Here is a 20,488-nt window from a genome sequence, read left to right as displayed (position 1 = left end):
AGGCTCAGCAGGCGGTGCGTTTGTGTGAGCCCGCGCAGTCACCCCGGTCACCCAAGCGGCCGGGCGAGTTTCGCACCGCCGGAGGAGCCTCCCCCCGCCGACCACTCGCGATGTAACCGGATTCATCTCAGGAGAGGCTCTTGTACCAAAGGAGCTGCGTCTCCCCAGGGAGCCCCGGATACGCATGGCGATCCGCCGCCACGAGCACGCACCCCTGCCGGGCGTAGAACCGGCACGCCGCGACGTTCACGTTCTGCGTCTCCACCTTGAGCTGCCGACAGCCCCTCGTTCGGGCCCAGCCCTCCCCGGCGCGGAAGAGCGCAGCGCCTACCCCGCGGCCGCGGGCGGCCGGCGCGACGCGGATGTCCCACAGGACCGCCAGGTCGCGCCGTCCCTCCAGCATCGTCACCCCCGGCGTGTCGAAGGCGACCACCGCCCCGCCCACTCGCCGGCCCTCCAAGCGGGCCGCGAGCACGCCCCAGTTCGACACGTCGAAGCGCTCCGCCCACCGGGAGGGGTGCTCTCCCTCGACCGCGTCGTAGTCCTTGACATAGGGGCGATCGAGACGGAGCTCCGTCAGCACGAACCCGCCAGGGCCGTCCGCGACGTCCAGGACCGAGGCGACTTCGAATGCGATGGGGACGTCCGCGTACCCGTCGAGGCTCGCAACCGGCTCCTCGCTGATCTCAATCCTCATCGCCCGGGGCGAGGTGCTCGACCTCCAGGGGGATCAGCGCGCCGAGCGCGTCGGCGACCATGCTGCGGTGGCAGTGGGCGGGGTCGGCCTCGAGGCAGAGCAGGCACACGCGGCGGCCGGAGCGCACCAGGCCGGCCAGCGTCTCCAGCTCGGCCCGCGCCGCGGGCGTGGCGAGGTGCTCGAGGTAGATGCGGCGGAGCTCGTCGTGGTGGCCCGCGCGCGCCGCGGCGCGTCCGTCCGCCGGGGTCCCCAGCCCGCGCAGGTGCACGTAGTCGATTCCGGCCTCGCCGAGGTTCGCCGCCAGCCGGGTCTTGGCGAAGCCCGGGCGGCGCGAGCCCGCGACCGCGCGCACGTCCACGAGCAGCTCCAAGCCCGCCGCCCGGAGTGCCTCCAGGAAGCGCTGCACCGTCGTGCCCTCGTACCCAATGGTGGCGATCGAACGCATGGGAGGACCGATCGGGTGGAAGTCCGGCACGCGTCAGGAGACCGACACGTGCCTGTAGGGCAGCAGCGCCGGCCGCACCAGGGCCGGGTCGTCCAGGCGGTGCGTCCCGAGCACCGCACCCAGGCGGCCGCGCGCCCGGTCGAACACGGCCCAGCAGAGCTCGCTCGTGTCCCACCGGGACCGGTACTGGATCCCGTCGAGGTCCCGCAGCGCCTCGTGGGCGCGGCACGCCAGGTCGCGGCACGCGCCGTAGTCGTCGCCCGCCACCTCGTGCGCGCTCGCCCCGAAGGCGGGGAGGCCCTTGCCCTCCAGCCGCAGCATCCGGAGCGGGGCCGCCAGCGCGACGGACGAGCCGCCGCGCGCCGCCAGCTCCGCGCGCGGGATCACGGGCACCTTCAGCCCGCGCACCAGCGTCTCGACGATCGAGACGCCCAGCGTCGCGCCGAAGTAGCAGGTCCCGTACTCCCCGTCCGGCGCGTCGAACCGGCCCCGCGGCGGCCGCCCGGGTCCCGGGCCGAACCAGACGGGGCCCATCTCCAGGGGATGGACGCGCCAGAGCGCCTGCTCCACCGGGACCTCCACGACCGGGGGATCGTCCGGCAGCGGGATGGGCATCAGGCCGCCACGTGCTCTCCGTAGGTCGTGAGGCGGCCGAGGACGTCGCGGAGGACCGCCGGGTCGTCCAGGCGCTCCAGGAGCACGCCGCCCGCGTCGCCCGGCGCGTCGTCCACCAGGATGGAGAGCAGCGCCCACGGGTCCACCTCCGCGCCGGCCCTCGCCACCTCCGGCACCCCCGCGCGGACGTGCCCCCCCTGCGCGAACTGCAGCGCGGGGAAGCCCCACTGCCCGCCGGGGAGCGGCACGGCGAGCAGCCTGCGCCGCTCCACGCGCTGCTTCACGCCGGGCACGCTGATGCGCAGCAGCGCCCCCGCCTCCGTGGACGAGAGCAGCCCGCCCGCCAGCTCCGCGATTCGGCTCTTCGCCTCCGCGCCGCGGAGGAGGAGCTCCGCCCAGTCGTTCTCGGACGCCGCCCGGGTCTCCGGCGTCGCGACGAGGATCTCCGCGACCGTCTCCGCGGGGGACTGCGCCTCGACGGCCCGGAGCACTTCCTCGTCGCTCATGCGCTCCAGCGACCCCCGCAGCCAGCGCTCGACCCGGTGGAGGAGCGACTCGCGCACCCCGGACGCTCCGGGGAGGTACGCCGCAGCGGCCTCCTTCACCCTCCCCCCCTGCGCGGATCTCGGCATCGCGCCCTCCGGTTGCGGATGTTCTCAGTTCGCACGGTATCCACAACCGCAATCTAAGTGCCCGCCGTCCTCCCCGCAACGGACCTGGCGAGGCCGTGGCTACTCGGCTCTCGCCCCCTGCGCGATCCAGCGCCCCAGCAGCGCGCGCTCATCGGGCGTCATGTGGGTCTTGTTGGCGGGGGGCATGGTGCCGGTCTCCACCGCGCGGGCGTGGATGCGCGCCACGCGGGCGAGGACCTGCTCCGGCGTGTCGAACGCCACCCCGGCGGGGGCCGTCCCGAAGGTGCGGTCCGCGGGGCTCGCGGAGTGGCAGACAGTGCAGCGCTGCTGGATCACGGCGTTCGCCTGCGCGAAGGAGACCCGCCCCCCGGGTGCGTGATCGGCCTCCGGAGTCCGCGCGCGCGGCGCCACGAGCAGGGCGAGGGCACCCAGCGACACGGCGAACGTCGCCGCAAGCGCGGGCTTCCAGCGTGGGAAGGTGAAGCGGACGTTGAGAATGTGGCGCACCGCCGCGCCGGAGACCACCAGGACCCCGAGCAGGAGCCAGTTGAGCCGGTGCCCGTACAGAGCCGGGAAGTGGCTGCTCAGCATGAGCACCACCACCGGGAAGGTCATGTAGTTGTTGTGGATCGAGCGCTCCTTGGCCCGCTGCGACGGAGCCGGGTCCGGCCGCTCGCCGCGCTCCACGGCGGAGACGAGCCGGCGCTGGGACGGCATGATGACGCGGTAGACGTTGCCCGCCATCAGCGTCCCGAGCATGGCGCCCACGTGCAGGAACGCCGCGCGCCCGCTCAGCACCTGCGTCAGCCCGTAGGCGACCCCCAGCACCAGCGCCACCCCCACTACGGCCCCCGTCCGCCCCATCCGCGACAGCGCCCGCCCGAGCACCAGGTCGTACGCCAGCCAGGCGGCGACGATGGTCCCCGCGCCGACCGCCACCGCCTGCGCGGGCGACAGATCCGCGACCGCGGGATCGACGAGCAGGGCGCCCCCGCTCGCGTAGTAGACCACCACCAGCAGGGCGGCCCCCGTCAGCCAGGTCGTGTACGCCTGCCACTTGAACCAGTGCAGCGGGCGGGCGCGGTCCCACCCGCGCAGGTCCTTCTCCATGAAGTAGAAGGCGCCGCTGTGCAGCAGCCAGATCTCGCCCTGGACCCCCTCCCTGCCCTGCCTGGAAGGCTCCAGGTTCCGGTCAATCCAGTTCCAGAGCAGCGAGTTGCCGATCCACATGATCGCCGCGATCACGTGGACCCAGCGGAAGACCAGGTCCAGCAGCTCCCGGAGCGCCGGATCCATCCGTCAGCTTCCCCGGTAGGTGGAGTACCCGAAGGGGCTCAGCAGCAGAGGGACGTGGTAGTGCTCTCCCGCGTCGCGCACCTGGAAAACGACCGAGACCTCGGGGTAGAATGCGTCGGCCGCGTGCCCGGCGAAGTAGGCGCCGGTGTCGAAGACGAGCCGGTAGCTCCCCGGCTGGAGCGGCGTCCCGGCGGGGAGCAGGTCGCGGAGGCGGCCGTCCGCGTCCGTGGCCCCGTGGGCCAGGACCTCCGGTCCCCGCTCCAGGCGGACCGCCACCCCGCCGGCGGGCCGCCCGCGCGAGGTGTCCAGCACGTGCGTGGTGATCGCGCTCATCGTCTATTCGAAGGGGTGGGCCGCCAGCAGCTTCTCCAGCCGCAGCCGGGTGATCTTCCGCTGCTCCTCCGCCGCGGTGCGGAGCTCGGTCGCGGGGTCGTTCGCCAGGCGCTGCTCCAGCAGGGCCAGCATCTCGTCCGCGGTCTTCCCCGTGGCGCAGACGATGTAGATGAAGCCGAAGCGCGCCTCGTAGGCACGGTTCCCGGCCGCGAGCGCCCGCTGCGTCTCCTCCGCGGCGGTCCGCATCCCGGTCTGCTCGTCGGCGGACCACGCGCGCTCGCGCTCGGTCTGCCGCGCCTCGGCTTTGCCCTCCCCGATCCGGGGATGACTGCGGAACGCCTCGCGCCAGGCGGCCTCGTCCAGCGTCCACCAGGTCGCGTCCGCCCGCTCCAGCAGCTCCGCCGCGTCCCGGAAGGGCCGCCCCGCCGCCATCCGCCGCGCCCACTCCCGCGATCCGCAGCAGGCGAGCAGCTCGCGCTCGGCCTCCCCCGGGGGGAGGGAGTTCAGGCGGTCCACGCCGCTCACGGCAGGCCGGGGGCGAGCGTCCCGAACAGCCGCAGCCGTGCGATGCCGCCATCCGGGAAGATGCGGAGGCGCACGTGCGTCACGGGGCCGGCCGGCGCGAGCTCGTCCTCGAAGCGGTGCCGGGCGTGGGGCTGGAGCTTCGTCTCCGGGAGGAGCGGCCTCCAGGGCGCGGACGGATCGGCGAGCGCCTCGGCGCCCGCGTCCGGCAGGTGGATCCCCTCCAGCGCGCAGCGGTCCGGGGCGTTCCCCTTGAAGTGGTCGGTGTCGATCTCGGCGCGGTGGATGGCGCCCGGCGCCGCGAGGCGGACGATGCTCCAGTCGTGGCCCTCCCCGCGCCGCCGGCGCGTCTCCCAGCCGTCGCGCATGAACAGCGAGCGCCCGGGAAGGATCAGGTTCTGGCGGTCGCCGTAGAACATGTCGCTGCAGGACACCACCCAGCCGCCGTTCTCCAGCGCCACCAGGTCCACCTCGCCGCCGGCCCGCGCGAAGCGGGTCCACTCCGGCACCACCTCCCCGTGCACGCGCAGACGGGCCACCCCGCCGTCGGGGAAGATGTTGAGGCGGAGGTGCGTGACCCGCCCGCCGTGCGCGACCGGGAAGCGGTTCCGATGGTCTCCCTCCAGCGGGGACCGGGGGACGATCGGCGTCCACTCCGTCTCCTCCCCCAGCAGCCGCTCCACGGACGGGGTGCCGGGGACGGAGCAGGCCTCCACCGAGCACTCCTCGGGGAAGTTTCCGCGGAAGAAGCTGGTGTCCACCACGATGCCGCGCACGATCCCCGGCGCCCCGAGCCGGACGACGCACCAGTCGTGGTCGGGCGAGTGGCGCCGCGTCTCCCAGCCGTCCATCCACTTGCCGCGCTCCGTGTACTCGCCCTCCCGCCACTCGGCGGGCCCGGGTTTCAGCAGGCCCTCCCTGGGGGCGAAGAACTCGTCGCTGGCGGCCGGCACCGCGCCGCCCAGGCGCTCCGAGGCAAGGTCGGGCAGGTCTTCGAAATCGATCATGTGAGCTCGCGAAGGAGGGTGCGTCCGGCCGGCCGTGCCGGGAACCGGCCGCGGTCGTACACCGGGACCCCGCGAACGTACGTCGCCCGCACCGCGCCGGCAAAGACGCCGCCCTCGTATGGCGTCAGGGCGTGCCGGTGCTGCAGCGTCCCCGCATCGACGCGGACCTCGGCGTCCGGGTCCCACACCACCATGTCGGCGTCGCGGCCGACGGCGATGGCCCCCTTCCGGGCCTCCAGCCCGGCGAGCCGCGCGGGCCCCGCGCTCATCCACTCCGCGAGCCGCTCCGGGCCGATCCCGCGCTCCCGCGCCCCGGTCCACGTCACGGGGAGGCCGAGCTGGAGCGAGGCGATCCCGCCCCAGGCGTCGAACCAGTCGCCGGTGCCGAGCGCCTTCATCCCAGGCGGGCAGGGCGAGTGGTCGGACGCCACCAGGTCGATCCCGCCGTCGCGGAGCGCCTCCCAGAGCCCTTCGCGGTCCTCCCGGCCGCGGATGGGCGGGGCGCACTTCCACTGCGTCGCCCCGTCGGCGATCTCCTCCGCGGCGAAGTGGAGGTAGTGCGGGCAGGTCTCGGCGGTGATCGGCAGCCCCTCCTCCCGCGCCTCGCGCAGCAGCGGGACCGCGGCGGCCGTGGCGACGTGGACCACGTGGAGGGGCGTCCCGAACTCGCGGCAGAGGCGGACCAGCAGCGCGACCGCCTCCAGCTCCGCCGCGGGCGGGCGCGACCGCAGGTACGACGCATAGCTGCGCCGGTCGAGCCCCGCCACGCCCGGGGCCGCGCGATCCAGGGCCTCCGGCAGCTCGGCGTGCACCAGGAGGGGCGCGCCCAACTCGGCCAGCACGGGCATCGCGAGCCGCAGCTCCGCCTCGCCCACGTGCTCGAACTCGTCCACGCCGGAGGGGGCCAGGAAGCACTTGAAGCCGAGCACGCCGGCCTCCCAGAGGCGGGGCAGCTCCGCCGTGTTCCCGGGCACCACGCCGCCCCAGAACCCCACGTCCACGCTGCATACGCCCTCCGCCGCGTCCAGCTTGGCGCGGAGGGCCGGGACGGTGGTGGTCGCGGGGACGGCGTTGAGCGGCATCTCGACCAGCGTCGTCACGCCGCCCGCCGCGGCGGCGCGCGTGCCGGTCTCGAACCCCTCCCACTCCGCGCGGCCCGGCTCGTTGAGGTGGACGTGCGTGTCCACCAGCCCCGGCATCAGCACCGCGTCCCCGAGGTCCAGGGCCGGCACCCCGTCGGCGTCGTGGTCGTAGGGGTCGATGGCGGCGATCCTGCCGCGGGCGACGTGGACGGCCGCCGGACGGACTCCGTCGGGGAGGACGACGCGGCGGCCGCGCAGGATCAGGTCGGGGGGAGGGCTCAAAGGACCGGGGAGTGGAGGGGGTCGGTGTCGGGTCAGCCGCCCCGCTCGTCGCGGTGGCTCTCGATGCTGACCCGCTCCGCGCGGGCGAGGAATCCGTCGAGCACGCCGATCGCCTCCTCCACCTCGGCTTGCCGCGGCCTCTGCACGCGGCGCCGTACCGCCGCGGCGACCTCCTCGCGCAGGACCTGGAACTCCCGGCGGACCTCGGCCTCGCTCCAGCCCAGACGGGCGCGCTGCCTGCCGTGCCGGTCGGCGATGGTGCGCTGGATGGCCGTCCCGTCGCGGAGCGCCTCGGACTCGGCACCGGAGGCCAGGTCCAGCGCGCCGAGCGTCTGGGCGATGTCGGAGAGGAAGCTGGCCAGGTGGTCCTCCAGCTCCGCTTCGGTGAGCGCCTGTCCCCGGGGCATCTCCGGATCGCTCCGGACCCGGGCGACGTAGCCGTGCAGGATACGCTCCAGCCCGGCCAGGACGGCGTCCCGGATCTCCTGCAGGGTCCCCGTGCTCGAGGGGAGTCCCGCCTCGCCGCGGGCGGGTGCCTCCTCGTCCTCCGCGGCGCGGAGCCAGAGGAGGAAGGTGGTGCCGGCTCCCACCTCGCTCCGCACCGTCAGGTCGCCGCCCATGAGCCGGGCCAGGTGCCGGCTGATCGAGAGGCCCAGGCCCGACCCTCCGTGCTGGCGCGTGAGGCTCATGTCGGCCTGGACGAACGGCTCGAAGACGGCCTCGATCCTCTCGGACGGGATCCCCTGCCCCGTGTCCTCCACGCGCACGTACACCCACGGACCCGCCCGCTCCAGCGCGGCATCGGCCGGGGGCTCGGCCGCGGCTCCGGCGCTGACGGTGATCCGGCCGCCCGGATCGGTGAACTTGACCGCGTTGCCGAGCAGGTTGACGAGGATCTGGCGCACCCGCTCCTCGTCGCCCCAGCACCAGTGGCCGGCGGAGAACCCGGAGACCGCATCGGCGACGTCCACCTGCCGCGCGGCGGCCTGGGGCTCCACCAGCACGAGCGCCTGGGAGATCACCGTCCCGATGCGCAGCCGGGCGCGGCCGACCGCCATGTTCCCGGACTCGATGCGGGAAAGGTCGAGCACGTCCTCGACGAGGCCGAGCAGGTGCTGGCTGCTCGCGCGGATCTTCCCGAGCTGGCCGCGCTGCGCCGGGGTGAGCGGCCCCGCCATCTCCATCCCCAGGAGGTCGGTGTAGGCCATGATGGCGTTCAGCGGCGTGCGGATCTCGTGCGACATCGTCGCGAGGAACCCGCCCTTGAGCCGGCTCGCCTCCTCCGCCGCCTCCAGCGCGGCCCTTCGCGCGGCCTCGGCGGCGCGCTGGGCGGTGAGGTCGCGCGTCACCTTCGCGAAGCCCTGCAGCACCCCGTCGGAATCGCGCAGGGCCGTCAGCGTGACCCCGGCCCAGAAGGTGGAGCCGTCGCTCCGGACGCGGTGACCCTCGCCCGTGTATTCCCCGGTCTCGGCGGCCTGGAGGAGGTGCTCCTCCGCCGTCCGGTCCTCGGCGCCTCCGTCCGGGTAGAGGAAGCGCAGGTGGGCACCCACCGCCTGCTCCCTGGTCCACCACTTGATGAGCCGCGCGCCCTCGCCCCAGAAGGTGATGATCCCGTGCGGGTCCATCAGGAAGATCGCGTAGTCGCGCACGTTTTCCGCGAGCGCCGCGAAGGCGTGGCTCGACACGTCGGGCGGCGCGTGGCCGCCGTACGCGCCGCCCGGCAGGGCGCTCCCCTCCGCGAGCTCTCGAGCGCGCGCCTCCCCCCGGCGCCACGCGGCCTCCCGCTCCAGGGTCTCGGGCGCAGGAGGGCCGGGGGATACGTCGGAGCGGGGGTCTGCACCCGACCTGTGTCGGCTCGGGGGTTCGTCGGTTCGCATAACCGCGCGGCGCTTGCAGAACCCACGCCACTGCCGCTGGAAGACCGCTGCGTCCGGCCAGGGCGCAGCAGCCCGCGCCGCGATCAGCGCCGGAAGGTGTATGCGCGGCCCCCGCGGACCATCCGGATGGTATCGCCCCTCGCCCACCCGGGCCACGTCCGGCTGGAGCCGTCGGAGCGAAAGCGCATCTCCAGGGCATCGGCTTCGTAGCGCCCGCTCTCCCGCTCCTCCACCTCGTCCGGAGCGGTCCAGGCGCACTGTCCGCGCACGCGGTCGACCAGGACGTAGCGCCCCCTGGCGGGCTCCAGGTCGAGGGTGCCGCCGACCAGGTCGACCTCGCAGTCGTCGTCCACCGCGTAGATCAGGAACGGGAGCGGCCGACCGTCGACCTGGACGAGCAGGTACCGCTCGGTCTCGACCTTCGCCTCCGTCCCCGGGACCGCCCACCCGCCGAGCAGGAGCAGGGCGGCGAGCCCACCCAGGCTGGCCGGCTGCAGCAGCCGCATGTGGCACCTCCGCTTCGGGTGGAAGAAGACCGGGCCGGGGCTCCGGTGGCCGGCGTGCGCGCCCGCGCCTCTACTCCGGCCGCGGCTCGGCCGCCCCCTCCCCCTCGCTGCCGGAGCCGGCGTCCACAACGAGAGCTTCGGGGAAGCGGGCATCGCTCCCGTTGAAGTCGCGGAAGCGCACCGCGCCCCGCGGCACTTCCCGGACAACCTCGCCGGGCGACGGCTCGCTGCGGGTCTGCGGGTGGTGGATGGGGGGAGCGCACGCGGCGAGGGGGGCCGCGGCGAGCAGCGGGAGCAGCAGGTAGGAGCGCATGTGCCCTCCGGAAGAGGCGGAGACCCTCCGGTCGGTGCGGGCCTCTGGCCGCATGGGCCGGGTGCCGCCTCGCCGCGGGAGTGCGACGGGGCGGCAGACGGCTGTCCTCATGACATCACCCTCAGCGGCTCAGCCAGTAGCTCAGCTTCACCAGGAGCACGTTGGTCTCCTCCACGGAGAGGAGCCTCCGCGCGTCCCGGGCGAGGCGGAGGCCCCCGTCGGGATCTGAGGCGCTCCTCCCCTGGCTCCAGACGACGAAGAGCGCGGAGCCGGGACGGTACTCCCAACGCAGCACCGCGTTGGAGCGCATCTCCTTGAAGTGGAAGTCGCGGTCCGGGAAGGAGAAGTCCGCGGCCCCGTTCCCGTCCAGGTCCACCCTGTAGGCACGGTTGGTGGGATCGCGGACGAGCTCACCCTCGCCCAGACGGCGGAACCGCTCCGCGAGCCGCCCGGCGCGGGGGGCGTCCGCCACCTGGAACTCGGTGAACTCGCCCGCGCTGATGAACGGCTGCGCGTACAGCTGGAGCGTCAGGTCCGGGGTGAACGTGTAGTTCAGCCGTGCGGTGAGGGAGGCGGTCTGCTGGTCCAGGCGCCCGACGACGTAGCGCGGCTTCCCGCCGGCCTGCCGCTCCGCCACGTACTGCCACGGCACCACGTTCCACGCCGCCGAGGGACCGAGCGAGAGCTCCATGCGCGCGGAGGGGCGGTAGGCGAGCGTGGGCCCCAGCTGGAAGGAGAGGCCGTCCGTCTCGTCCTCCAGGAACAGGTCCGCGAAGAGCCCGCCGCTCACCCTGCGCCGCTGGTCGCTGTTCAGGCCGAGCCAGGTGTGGAGCTTCCCCGGCGTCCGGAGCGCCGGACCGCCCCGCAGCGCGTCCGTCGAGAGCGCCTCGACGTAGTACTCGGCGCCGCCGTGGCCTCCCCAGTAGTTGAGGAGCTGGAAGTTCGCGGTGCCGCCCACCGCCGTCTCCACCCGCTCGCCTCCGTAGCTCCACTGCGACCACTCGAACGCGTCCACCCTCCACCGCCGGAAGCGCCGCCCGGGCCGGAACTGCTCGTAGGCGACGAAGGCGGACTCGGAGACGCGGTCGGCCAGCCGCTGGAAGCCCAGGTCGTTGGTCTCGAAGCCCGGAGAGCGTACGAGCACGTCCACGGCGCCGCGCCAGTTCCCCCCGCCTATCTTCCATGCGGCGGCGCCGGCCGCGACGCCCGAGAGCGAGGTGAGGGACGGATCGAGGTCCAGGTGCGCCGCGTCGGGGCGCTGGAAGTAGCGCACCGAGGAGCGCTGCGTCCGGGTGATCGCCTCCTCGCTCCCCCGGACGTGGCTGCCCATGAGCCAGCCCTTGAGCTCGTAGTTCCCGCCGCCGAAGCGGTGCCGCGCGTCCAGGCCGCCGACGTAGGCGGAGGAGCGCAGGAAGCCGAGGGCGGGGTTGTCGTCGAGCCGGCGGTTCGTGGCCGTGAAGATCCCCCCGATTGCGCTCTGCCCCGTCCGGAAGTCGCGCTTGAGCCTCGCGACCGCGTAGTTCGACATAGGCTCGACCACCTCGCGCCCGCGCCTTCCGAGGGAGTCCACCGTCAGCGCCTGCTCCTCCGCGGTCGCCACGTCGAGGACCCCGATCGACCACCCGCTGGCGGTCTTCCCCGAGAGCTTCACGGCACCGAGCAGCGTGGTGGCGTCCGGGACCTCCGCGAACCCTCCCGCCACGAACGGACGGCGCTGGGGAGCGCGGCCGATGCGCCGGGAATAGAAGAGCTGCTCGCCCCCCCACCAGCCTTCTCCGAGGCCGAAGCGGAAGATGTCGCCCCCCTCCATGAACAAGGGGCGCCGCTCCTCGAAGCGGGTCTCGAACGCGGTGAGGTTGACCTGGGAGGGGTCCGCCTCCACCTGCCCGAAGTCCGGGTTCATCGTGGCCGAGAGCGTCAGGTTGGACGTGAGGCCGTACTTCAGGTCCGCGCCCAGGGAGCCGAAGTAGTCGCTGGGACTGTACAGGGGGTTGGCGGCCTGCCGGGGGGCGCGGGTGACGCGGGCCACGGAGTACGGGACCACCTCCAGGCGCCGCGGAGAGCGCAGGCCGCCGAGGCCGCGCAGGGTGCCGTAGAGCGAGACGTCACCGGGTGCGTTCCGGGGGAGCGGGGCCCAGAAGGCGAGCTCGTTCCGGCGGGCGATCCTGCGGCGGACCTGGAAGCCCCAGAGCTGCTCCCCCTCCCGCGGCGTGAACCGGAGCTGGGAGAGGGGGATGCGGAACTCCGCCGTCCAGCCGAGCGAGTCGATGGTGGTGCCCACCTCCCAGACCGCGTCCCAGGTCGCGTCCAGCCTGCGGTCGTCGAAGACCATCAGGTCCTGCTTCACCCCGCGGGGGTTCACGCCGAAGACGAACGCCGTGCGGCGGTCGTGGTAGCTGTCGAAGCCGACGTGGACCCAGTCCGAGTAGATCTGGTTGTCGCGGCGGGCGAGCTGCGCCACGACGGAGTCCGGACGGGAGTCGAAGAGCCGGATCCCGACGTAGACCGCCGCGTCGTCGTACAGGATGCGCACCTCGGTCCGCTCGGAGGCGGGAACTCCCTCCTTCGGCTCCCGCTGCACCAGGTCGCTCGAGACTTCCGCGCCGGCCCAGACCTCGTCGTCGAGCCGCCCGTCCAGGATCGGGGGAGCCCCGGTGATCCGCTCCGCGCGCAGCGACGGGCGCGCCGGCTCCGGCGCATCCTTCGTTTCCGGGGGGGTCTGGGCGGGGGCCTGGGTGCCGGCGAGGAGCCAGATGCCGGCGAGCATGAGGGGGGAACGGCGCATACGTGTCTCCGGGGTGGGGAGCCTGCGGGCCCGACTGGGCGCGGTGCCCCTTTGCATCCGGAGTGCCGCCGGGAGACGGCTGATCGAGGGCGCGGCCCTCTGGACACACGCGCGTGTCAGAGAACGACTTCTGCGACTCGGGGACGCGACCCCCGCACGGCTCGTCCGCCGCCGGGGCACCGTCTGGGACAGACGTGTCCCAGAGCCGGGGTCCCCGTGTCCCACCCAGCGCGGATCCCGTCCTGGCGGGGCAAGCGTCAGGAGTCCCGAATCATGCGTGACGGTGGTGCCGAGGGCCGCAGGAAGGGTTAAAGGCGAGCCGCTCCACACCCCGGTGATCGGGAGGGGGAGACAGGTGCGGAGCGGGTGTGCGGCTGCGGTCAGCGCCGCCGCAGCTGGTTGAACGCGGCGACTACGGCGATGCCGAAGAGGGCATGCCGGACCATGGGGCCGAGCGCCTCAGGGGCATCCTGCTCGGAGACGGGCGGCATCAGCCCGAGCGCGGGCAGCCAGCCCAGGTAGCCGGCCGCCCACGTTCCGAGCCCCACCGCGACGCCATCCACGAGAACGTCTCCGCCGCGCGGCCGGACCAGGCCGTAGACCGCCCCGGCCGTGATCCCGTAGCCGGCCGCCAGGCCCTTCGCGGCGACCGTCTCCGCCAGCGCGGGAACGTGGGCCCGGACCCCTCCCGGAAGGGCCTGCTCGACCCTGTCCACCAGGTATTCGCCGGGATCCTGGCGAATGGGCGGCATGGTGGAGGGGGCGGCCTTTTCGCTGGCGGTCCGGAGGGCCTGCAGGACGAGGGTTCCGGCGAGGCCCGCGGCAGCTCCGCGGACGAGTCGGTCGAGCACGCTTGCTTGCGCCATGACGTCCCGGGGAAACGGGTGGATGTGGCGCTCGCCGCCGCAAGACATGTTCCGTGTCGCACTGATTGCGACAGGTTTCCCGTCGGTGGATTGCGTGTTGCAGCCCTCAGCGGAACATCGCGGGGCTGATCTCGAGCGCGACCTCGGAGATCCGGTCGGCCGGCAGGCCGGCGCGCCGGGCGTGCTCCAGGATCGACTCCCTGTCCGGCGCGTCGTACTCGCAGTAGATCTTCCCCTCCGCGTCCGACACGTAGCTGCGGATCCAGACCACGCCGGGCATCCCGTCCAGCACCTCGTTGGACTTCCGCCCGGCGGCGTCGAGCTCCTCGCGCGACAGCGTTCCCACGTTCCGCTCGATGATGTACCTCGGCATGGCCCCTCCGGAGTTGCGGGTGGATCAATCCGCCATGCGGCGGAGCTGCTCGCACGCGGTCGCCAGCTCGGTGTCGCCGCACTCCGCGGCGATCTGCGCGGCGCTCGCCACGCGCTCGCGGACTTCGTAGGGCAGCCCGCCGGCGAGCTCGGCGCGGGCCAGGTCGTGCAGCATCCAGCCCTCGCCGCGGCGGTCCCCGATGGCGCGGCGGATCTCCAGCGACTGCCGGTAGTACGCGCCGGCCGGCTGCGGCTCGTCCCGCTCGGCGCAGATGTCGCCGAGGAGGGCGAGCGCATGGCCCTCCAGCTTCCGCTCACCCGTTTCCCGGTGCAGGGCGACGGCCTCGTGCAGCCGGCGCTCCGCCTCGTCGCTCCGGCCCTGCGCCTTCAGCGTCGCGCCGATGCTGTTGAGCATCAGGCCGGCGTGGACGCCGTCGCCCAGCTCGCGGTAGAGGGCGAGCGCCCGCTCGTAGCTGGCGAGCGCCTGCTCGTACTCGCCGCGGCTCCATTCCAGGAGGCCGATCGTGTTGCGCAGCCGGCCTTCCGCGGCGCGGTCTCCCGCCGTGCGCGCCAGCTCGGCCGCGGGATGGTAGTGCGCCAGCGCGAGCGAAGGCTCGGCCACGTGCCGGCGGGTCGTGCGGCCGAGCCCCTCCAGCGCCTCCATCTCCCCGGCCGCGTGCTGAAGCTGTCGATGCAGCGCGGCCGCCCGGCTCCAGGCGGCCAGGGCCGGCACCTGCTCCCCCTCTCGCTCCCGTGCCGCCGCGATGCTGCTCCACGCCGCCGCCTCGCCTTCCAGGTCCTTGAGCTGCGCGAACAGCGTCGCCGCCTCGTGCAGGTTCGAGAGCGCCTCGTCGTGGCGCCCGAGACCGAGCAGCACCTCGCCGGAGATCCGGAGCGACTGCGCCAGGCCCGGCGCGTACTTGGCCTTGCGGGTCAGGTCGATCGCTTCGCGGTAGTAGCGGAGGCTCTCCTCGACGTCGCCCTCCTGCAGGTAGACGTGCGCGACCGACGTGTAGTGGTAGGAGAGCTGGATCGGGAGACGCTTGAGCTCCGCCAGCTCCCCGGCGCGGTGCAGGCACTCCAGCGCCTGCGCGCGCTCGCCCCGCTCCCGGTGGATGTTCGCCAGGTGCTGCAGCGCGTAGACGCACTTCACGGACAGGTCGTCCGCGGCCGCCGCGCCGCCGTCGCCGGGATCGGCGGCCTCGGCCAGGTGCAGCGCCTCCTGCAGCGAAGCCCGGGCGAGATCCAGCTCCCCGAGAGCGCGCAGGATCGCCCCCTGGTTGACCAGGTCGCCGACGATGGCGGCCGCCTCCCCCTGCTCCCGCGCGATCCGCAGCGCGGGCTCCGCGAAATCGAGCGCTTGCCGGTTGCGGCCCTCGTGCCACCGCAGCAGCCCCAGGCTCCGCAGCGTGTTCCGCTCGCCGATGCGGTCGCCCAGGTCGCGCCGCAGCCGGAGCGACCGGTCCAGCGCCTGCTCGGCCCGGTCGAACTGGCGCAGCAGCGTGAAGAGGTCCCCCTGCCGCAGGTACACCTCGGCCAGCCGATCGCCGTCGCGGCCCGGGTCGAGGAGCGAGATCAGCTCGTCGATGATCTGCTGCTGCCGCGCGCGCAGGCCGAGGGTCTCGCAGAGCCGCTCCTGCCTGAGCAGGAGGTCGGTGAGCACACGGTGCCGGACGGCCCCGGCGGGGAGCTTCGCGAGCCAGCGCTGCGTGCGCTCCAGCACCTGCAGCGCCTCCGAGAACTGCGCCAGGGCGCCCGCACGCTCCGCGGAGCGGAGGCCGTACGCCACGGCTTTCTCCCACTCCTCGGCGCGGCTGAAGTGGTGCGCCAGCCGATCGGCGTGGTCGTCCATCCGGTCGGCGTAGAGCTGCTCGATCTGCGCACCCACCCGCGCATGCAGCTCCCGGCGCTGGTGCTCCAGCAGGCTCGAATAGGCGACTTCCTGCGTGAGCACGTGCTTGAACCGGTACCCGGCTTCCGGCGCGACCCGCGTCTGCTGGACGAGCCCCGCGGCCTTCAGCCTCTCCAGCGCCTGCGGGAGCGTCCCGCCGTCGGTGACGGTGCGCTCCAGGAGCGTCCGGGTGAACTCGCGCCCGACCACCGCGGCGAGCCGCACCACGTCGCGCGCGTCGCGATCCAGCCGGTCGAGGCGGGCACGGATCACCGCCTGGATCGAATCCGGGAGTTCCAGCATCTGCAGCGGCCCGGCGAGGACGACGTCGCCGCCGCCGGGGCGGAGGGCGCCCTCCTCGACGAGCGCCTGGCAGATCTCCTCGATGAAGAACGGGTTGCCGCCGGTCCGCTCGTGGATCAGGGCGGCCAGGTCTGCGGGAACGCGGCCGGCCTTCAGCAGCGACCGCAGCATCGACTCCGTCGACGCGGGGTCGAGGGGCCGCAGCGCGATCGGCGCGTGCTGCCCGGGCGAGCTCCACTCCATCCCGTAGCCGGGCCGCAGCGTCACCAGCACCAGGAGCGGGGAGTCGGCCATGACCTCGGCCACCTGCCGGAGCACGGCATGCGAGGCCTCGTCGGCCCAGTGCCAGTCCTCCAGCAGTACCACGCCCGGCTCGCGCTGCGCGTTCAGCGTCAGCACGGCGGCGAGCGCCTCCTGCATGGCGAGCCGGAACGCGTCGCCCTGCAGGTGCCTCGGCACCGTGTACCGGCTGCTCGGGACCGAGAGCAGGTGCAGGTAGAGCGGGATGAACTCTTCCAGCGCCGGGCTGATCGCGCGGATGCGCTCGGCCGTGCGCTCCTCCCTCCCCTCCTCGGCGTCCTCGCCGAGCCCCAGCCCGGCGCGCAGGATCTCGACGAACGGAAGGTACGCCACACCGGCGCCGTGCGGCTGGCAGCGCCCCATCAGCACGGGCACGCCGGAGGCGCCCACCCCCTGCCGGAACTCGTGCAGCAGCCTGCTCTTGCCGATCCCCGGCTCTCCCGTGACGGTCACGAGCTGCCCCTCCCCGGCGAGGGCGTCGGCCAGGCAGCGGCGCAGGGCGGCGAGCTCGCCGTCGCGGCCGGTGTACGCGGTGAGGCCGGCCTTCTCCTGGGCTTCGATGCGCGTCTGGAGCCCCGACGCGCGGAGCACACGGTACGGCACCAGGGGCTGCCTGCGGTCGCGCAGGGCGATCGCCTCGCGAGGCTCGGAGTCGAAGCACGCGCCGATCAGGTGGCGGCACTCCGGGCTGGCCCATACCTCGTCCCTGCCCGCCTGCCGCGCAAGCCGCGCCGCCACCTGGGCGGCAGCACCGGCGAGACGGTAGGTTCCGGGGGCTCCCTCCTCCGGGTGCGAGACCACGCGCCCGGTGTCGATCCCGGTGTGCAGCACCAGGTGCTCGCCGTCCCTCCCCTCGCCCTCCGGCGCGAGCGCGCGGACGCGGGCGTGCAGCTCCAGCGCCGCACGTGCCGCGCGGATCGCGTCGTCCTCCCGGGTGGTCGGCACGCCGAAGAGCAGCACCAGCTCGTCGCCGGCGAACTGGTTGAGCACGCCCCCGTGGGCCGCCGCGACGGCTTCCGCCGCGGCGCGGAGGCCGGCGAGCACCTGCTCCACCTCGCCGGGCACCCGCCGCTCGACCAGCGAGTCGTAGCCGGAGATCGTCGAGACGACGATCGTGGCCTGGCGCCGCTCGCCCCCGGGCGCCACACCGCCGAACGCACCCTCGCCGGAGTCCAGCCGGGGCACGGCGGGAGCCGCTCCGGGGAGCGCGGGAGCGCGGATCGCATCGAGCGCGGCCGACATCTCGCGCGCGGTGGCGTAGCGCTCGGTGGGGGACCTGGCGAGCGCGCGCAGGACCGCGGCCTCCACCCTGGCCGGGACGTCGGGGCGAAGCGCGGTGGGCGGCCTCGGGTCGGCGGCGGTGATGGCGTGCAGCAGCACGCGGTCGTGCTCGCCCCGGAACGGCCGCTCGCCCGTCAGCATCTCGTAGAGCACCACGCCGAGCGACCAGAGGTCGGTGCGCCCGTCGACCTCCCGGCCCTCCGCCTGCTCGGGGCTCATGTACGCGAGGGTGCCGAGCATGATGCCCGGGCGGGTCACGCCCGCGTGGGCCAGCTTGGCGATGCCGAAGTCCACGATCTTGACCACGCCGTCGCCGGTGACGACCAGGTTGGCGGGCTTGATGTCGCGGTGGACGATCCCTCGCTCGTGGGCCTTCTCCAGCCCGTTCGCCACCTGCACCGCCACGTCCAGCGCTTCCGCGACCGTGAGCGCCCCGCCGGTGAGCCGCCGCTTCAGCGTCTCACCCTCGTAGAAGGGCATCGCCAGGAAGAGGTGGCCGTCGTCGGTCTCCCCTGCCTCGTAGAGCGTGCAGATGTTGGGATGGTCGAGCGCCGCGGCGGCCTGTGCCTCCACCAGGAAGCGCTCCCTGGCGTGCTCGTCCGCGTTCAGGTGCGGGGGAAGGAACTTCAGCGCGACGGATCGCCCCAGCCGGCGGTCGCGCGCCCGGTAGACGACGCCCATGCCGCCGCCGCCCACCTTCTCCACGATCTCGTAGTGGGGGGCGCTGCGGTCCAGCCGCGGTGGGGTCTGCGCGCCGGGCGCCGGGGCGAGCCCCAGCAGCACCGCCGGGGGGCGGTCCAGCACGCTCGGCCGCGCGTGCGCGGCAAGGAGCGACTCCACCTCGCGCCGCAGCTCCGGCCGGTCCGCGCAGGCCCCGGCGACGAAGGCCATCCGCTCGCCGCTGGGCGTCTCCAGCGCAGAGTGCAGGATCTCCTGGAGCTGCCGCCAGTGGTCGGGCGCGTCGGCCGGCGCTGCGGCGCGCCTGCCGGGCCAGAAGCGGCTCCACCACCTCCCCGACGCGCCGGCCATCACCCGCTCAGCTCACGGCTCAGCCAGGCGCGGGCCATCGTCCAGTCGCGCTTGACGGTAGCCGGCGAGATCTCCAGCGCCTCCGCCGTCTCCTCGATGGACAGCCCCGCGAAGTAGCGGCACTCCACGATCCGCACGAGCCGGGGGCTGGACCTTTCCAGCGCGGAAAGGGCGGCGTTCAGCGCCAGGACGTCGTCCGTCTGCTCCTCCAAGACGAGCATCGCCTCGTCGAGCGGCACCTTGCGCCGCTCGCCGCCGCGCTTGGCCGCCTGCCGGCCGACGGCGTGGTCCACCAGCACCCGCCGCATGGCCTGCGCGGCGATCGCGAAGAACTGCGCCCGGTTCTTCCACTCGATCCGTTCCAGCCCGCCGAGCTTCACGTACGCCTCGTGGACGAGGTCCGTGGCCTGCAGCGTGTGGTCGCCGCGCTCGCCGCGAAGCTGGCGCTGTGCGAGCCGCTGCAGCTCCCCGTAGACCATCGGGAGCACCCGGTCCATGGCATCGCGGCCGCCGTGGCCGAGCTGGACCAGCAGGCGTGTCACCTCGCCCTGTTCGGACATGGCTCTGGCTCCGGGGAAGGTGCCGGGGCAGGATGCCGCGGTCGCGGCGCCACGCGCATAGTAGTGCGCGCTCCGGCCGGGAACAACGGATCTGAAGCGCGTGAGCCACTTCCGGGGTCTTTTCCGCTTCTACAGTTGAGGCGAGTTGCCTGCCGGCCGTTCCTCCGCCCCTCGCGCCGGTGCACGATCCGCAGCACGCAGCCACTCCCCACCCCAGGAGCATCGCATGGAGACCACGATGGAAGGCATCAGGGAAGTGCCGGTCAGCCGGGCCACCGGAGAGCCGCGTCCCGTCCTGACGGACGAGATGCTGCAGCGCTTCCAGCAGCGCGCGCCGCAGTACGACCGCGAGAACCGGTTCTTCGCGGAGGACTTCGATGAGCTGCGGGACTCGGGGTACCTGACGATGGCGGTCCCCGCGGAGCTCGGCGGGCGCGGCTATACGCTCGCGGACGTCTGCCGCGAGCAGCGCCGGCTCGGGTACCACGCGCCGGCGACGGCGCTCGCCGTGAACATGCACGTCTACTGGGTCGGGCTGATCGCCGACCTCTGGCGCCGCGGCGACCGGTCCGCCGAATGGCTGCTCCGCGAGGCGGCCAGCGGCGCCGTGTTCGCCGCCGGGCACGCGGAGACCGGCAACGACATCCCGGTGCTGCTCTCCACCACGCGCGCCGAGCGGGTGGAGGGCGGGTACCGCTTCACGGGCCACAAGTCGTTCGGCAGCCTCACCCCGGTCTGGACGTACCTCGGCATCCACGGCATGGACATGAGCGACCCCGCGGCGCCCAAGGTCGTCCACGCCTTCATGCCGCGCGAGAGCGAGGGGTACAGCATCAAGGAGACGTGGGACGTCCTCGGCATGCGCGCCACCCGGAGCGACGACACCATCCTGGACGGGGTCTTCGTGCCGGACCGCTACGTCGCGCGCGTGGTGCCGGCCGGCGCTGCGGGGCTCGACGCCTTCGTGCTCGGCATCTTCGGCTGGGCGCTCATGGGGTTCGGCAACATCTATCTCGGCATGGCGCAGCGTGCGCTCGACCTGGTGGTGGAAACGGTGAAGAAGAAGACCTCGCTCGGCCTGGGGCGGTCCATGGCGTACCACCCGGGCGTGCAGCACGGGATCGCCGAGATGGTGCTGGAGCTGGAGGCGATCGCGCCGCACCTGGACCGCGTCGCCCGGGACTGGTCGGACGGCGTCGACCACGGCGTCGGCTGGGTCATCAAGATCGTCGCGGCGAAGCATCACGCCGTCGAGGGGTCCTGGCGCGCGGTCGACCGTGCGCTGGACCTGGTCGGGGGCTTCGGCGTCTTCAGGAAGTCGCCCTTCGAGCAGCTGTTCAGGGACGCCCGGCTCGGGCGGCTCCATCCGGCGAACGACCTGCTGACGCACGAGCTCTGCGGAAAGCTGACACTCGGCATCAGCCCCGACGAGATGCCCAGGTGGGGCTGACGCCACCGTGGCCCTCTGCGGACCGGCAGGGGCGAGGCTTCGCC

18 protein-coding genes are annotated in these 20,488 nt (G+C 73.7%); 1 reads left to right on the top strand and 17 read right to left on the bottom strand.

What is annotated here, in order from left to right; genetic code table 11:
- Window positions 1-127: 127 nt before the first annotated feature.
- The 17 genes from VGR37_16685 to VGR37_16605 all read right to left on the bottom strand — a co-directional run bounded on the left by VGR37_16685 (window position 128) and on the right by VGR37_16605 (window position 18,994).
- A complete protein-coding gene (locus tag VGR37_16685) occupies window positions 128-697 on the bottom strand; it encodes a GNAT family N-acetyltransferase (protein ID HEV2149045.1) in 570 nt (189 codons plus the stop codon).
- Entirely contained in the window at window positions 687-1,142 is a 456-nt protein-coding gene (locus VGR37_16680; protein ID HEV2149044.1) for a DUF488 domain-containing protein, read from the bottom strand. Before VGR37_16680 ends, VGR37_16685 begins: the two co-directional genes overlap by 11 nt.
- 33 nt (window positions 1,143-1,175) lie before the next feature.
- Complete coding sequence (locus VGR37_16675; protein HEV2149043.1) at window positions 1,176-1,757, bottom strand: RES family NAD+ phosphorylase; 582 nt, start codon at window positions 1,755-1,757, stop codon at window positions 1,176-1,178.
- A complete protein-coding gene (locus VGR37_16670; GenBank protein ID HEV2149042.1) occupies window positions 1,757-2,389 on the bottom strand; it encodes a hypothetical protein in 633 nt (210 codons plus the stop codon). Before VGR37_16670 ends, VGR37_16675 begins: the two co-directional genes overlap by 1 nt.
- Before the next feature lie 99 nt (window positions 2,390-2,488).
- The gene (locus tag VGR37_16665) at window positions 2,489-3,685 is read right to left on the bottom strand and encodes a urate hydroxylase PuuD (GenBank protein HEV2149041.1); all 1,197 of its coding nucleotides are present in this window, start codon (window positions 3,683-3,685) and stop codon (window positions 2,489-2,491) included.
- A gap of 3 nt (window positions 3,686-3,688) precedes the next feature.
- On the bottom strand, window positions 3,689-4,018 hold the full coding sequence (uraH, locus tag VGR37_16660; protein ID HEV2149040.1) for a hydroxyisourate hydrolase: 330 nt from the start codon (window positions 4,016-4,018) through the stop codon (window positions 3,689-3,691).
- A gap of 3 nt (window positions 4,019-4,021) precedes the next feature.
- Window positions 4,022-4,534, bottom strand: coding sequence for a 2-oxo-4-hydroxy-4-carboxy-5-ureidoimidazoline decarboxylase (uraD, locus tag VGR37_16655; GenBank protein HEV2149039.1), 513 nt, complete (start codon window positions 4,532-4,534; stop codon window positions 4,022-4,024).
- 5 nt (window positions 4,535-4,539) lie between these two features.
- Complete coding sequence (alc, locus tag VGR37_16650) at window positions 4,540-5,547, bottom strand: allantoicase (protein HEV2149038.1); 1,008 nt, start codon at window positions 5,545-5,547, stop codon at window positions 4,540-4,542.
- Window positions 5,544-6,911: an allantoinase AllB gene (gene allB / locus VGR37_16645; protein HEV2149037.1), complete on the bottom strand. Its 1,368-nt coding sequence runs from the start codon at window positions 6,909-6,911 to the stop codon at window positions 5,544-5,546. Before allB ends, alc begins: the two co-directional genes overlap by 4 nt.
- 32 nt (window positions 6,912-6,943) lie before the next feature.
- Window positions 6,944-8,596 (bottom strand): ATP-binding protein, encoded by a 1,653-nt coding sequence (locus VGR37_16640; protein HEV2149036.1) that lies wholly within the window; start codon window positions 8,594-8,596, stop codon window positions 6,944-6,946.
- Window positions 8,597-8,871: 275 nt separating this feature from the next.
- Complete coding sequence (locus VGR37_16635) at window positions 8,872-9,294, bottom strand: hypothetical protein (protein ID HEV2149035.1); 423 nt, start codon at window positions 9,292-9,294, stop codon at window positions 8,872-8,874.
- Between the two features lie 70 nt (window positions 9,295-9,364).
- Window positions 9,365-9,607: a hypothetical protein gene (locus VGR37_16630; GenBank protein HEV2149034.1), complete on the bottom strand. Its 243-nt coding sequence runs from the start codon at window positions 9,605-9,607 to the stop codon at window positions 9,365-9,367.
- A 121-nt stretch (window positions 9,608-9,728) separates the two neighbouring features.
- Window positions 9,729-12,392, bottom strand: a complete 2,664-nt coding sequence (locus VGR37_16625; protein ID HEV2149033.1) for a DUF5916 domain-containing protein — start codon at window positions 12,390-12,392, stop codon at window positions 9,729-9,731.
- Between the two features lie 380 nt (window positions 12,393-12,772).
- Window positions 12,773-13,243: a hypothetical protein gene (locus VGR37_16620; GenBank protein HEV2149032.1), complete on the bottom strand. Its 471-nt coding sequence runs from the start codon at window positions 13,241-13,243 to the stop codon at window positions 12,773-12,775.
- Between the two features lie 121 nt (window positions 13,244-13,364).
- Window positions 13,365-13,631 (bottom strand): DUF4242 domain-containing protein, encoded by a 267-nt coding sequence (locus VGR37_16615; protein HEV2149031.1) that lies wholly within the window; start codon window positions 13,629-13,631, stop codon window positions 13,365-13,367.
- Between the two features lie 24 nt (window positions 13,632-13,655).
- Complete coding sequence (locus VGR37_16610; GenBank protein ID HEV2149030.1) at window positions 13,656-18,434, bottom strand: protein kinase; 4,779 nt, start codon at window positions 18,432-18,434, stop codon at window positions 13,656-13,658.
- On the bottom strand, window positions 18,434-18,994 hold the full coding sequence (locus tag VGR37_16605) for an ECF-type sigma factor (protein ID HEV2149029.1): 561 nt from the start codon (window positions 18,992-18,994) through the stop codon (window positions 18,434-18,436). The genes VGR37_16610 and VGR37_16605 overlap by 1 nt, the downstream gene beginning before the upstream one ends.
- A gap of 238 nt (window positions 18,995-19,232) precedes the next feature.
- Here VGR37_16605 and VGR37_16600 point away from each other — a divergent pair, with 238 nt between their 5' ends.
- A complete protein-coding gene (locus tag VGR37_16600; GenBank protein ID HEV2149028.1) occupies window positions 19,233-20,444 on the top strand; it encodes an acyl-CoA dehydrogenase family protein in 1,212 nt (403 codons plus the stop codon).
- Window positions 20,445-20,488 lie beyond the last annotated feature (44 nt).

The sequence above is a fragment of the Longimicrobiaceae bacterium genome, assembly GCA_035936415.1.
Lineage (GTDB): Bacteria > Gemmatimonadota > Gemmatimonadetes > Longimicrobiales > Longimicrobiaceae > JAFAYN01.
Note: the sequence above shows the minus strand (reverse complement) of the source record. Positions and strands in the feature narration are given on the sequence as shown.

Excerpts from the sequence above, each read along its gene's own strand:
- VGR37_16685 (HEV2149045.1), bottom strand. The coding sequence starts at position 697 with ATGAGGATTGAGATCAGCGAGGAGCCGGTTGCGAGCCTCGACGGGTAC.
- VGR37_16680 (HEV2149044.1), bottom strand. The coding sequence starts at position 1,142 with ATGCGTTCGATCGCCACCATTGGGTACGAGGGCACGACGGTGCAGCGC.
- VGR37_16675 (HEV2149043.1), bottom strand. The coding sequence starts at position 1,757 with ATGCCCATCCCGCTGCCGGACGATCCCCCGGTCGTGGAGGTCCCGGTG.
- VGR37_16670 (HEV2149042.1), bottom strand. The coding sequence starts at position 2,389 with ATGCCGAGATCCGCGCAGGGGGGGAGGGTGAAGGAGGCCGCTGCGGCG.
- VGR37_16665 (HEV2149041.1), bottom strand. The coding sequence starts at position 3,685 with ATGGATCCGGCGCTCCGGGAGCTGCTGGACCTGGTCTTCCGCTGGGTC.
- uraH (HEV2149040.1), bottom strand. The coding sequence starts at position 4,018 with ATGAGCGCGATCACCACGCACGTGCTGGACACCTCGCGCGGGCGGCCC.
- alc (HEV2149038.1), bottom strand. The coding sequence starts at position 5,547 with ATGATCGATTTCGAAGACCTGCCCGACCTTGCCTCGGAGCGCCTGGGC.
- VGR37_16635 (HEV2149035.1), bottom strand. The coding sequence starts at position 9,294 with ATGCGGCTGCTGCAGCCGGCCAGCCTGGGTGGGCTCGCCGCCCTGCTC.
- VGR37_16630 (HEV2149034.1), bottom strand. The coding sequence starts at position 9,607 with ATGCGCTCCTACCTGCTGCTCCCGCTGCTCGCCGCGGCCCCCCTCGCC.
- VGR37_16625 (HEV2149033.1), bottom strand. The coding sequence starts at position 12,392 with ATGCGCCGTTCCCCCCTCATGCTCGCCGGCATCTGGCTCCTCGCCGGC.
- VGR37_16615 (HEV2149031.1), bottom strand. The coding sequence starts at position 13,631 with ATGCCGAGGTACATCATCGAGCGGAACGTGGGAACGCTGTCGCGCGAG.
- VGR37_16610 (HEV2149030.1), bottom strand. The coding sequence starts at position 18,434 with ATGGCCGGCGCGTCGGGGAGGTGGTGGAGCCGCTTCTGGCCCGGCAGG.
- VGR37_16605 (HEV2149029.1), bottom strand. The coding sequence starts at position 18,994 with ATGTCCGAACAGGGCGAGGTGACACGCCTGCTGGTCCAGCTCGGCCAC.
- VGR37_16600 (HEV2149028.1), top strand. The coding sequence starts at position 19,233 with ATGGAAGGCATCAGGGAAGTGCCGGTCAGCCGGGCCACCGGAGAGCCG.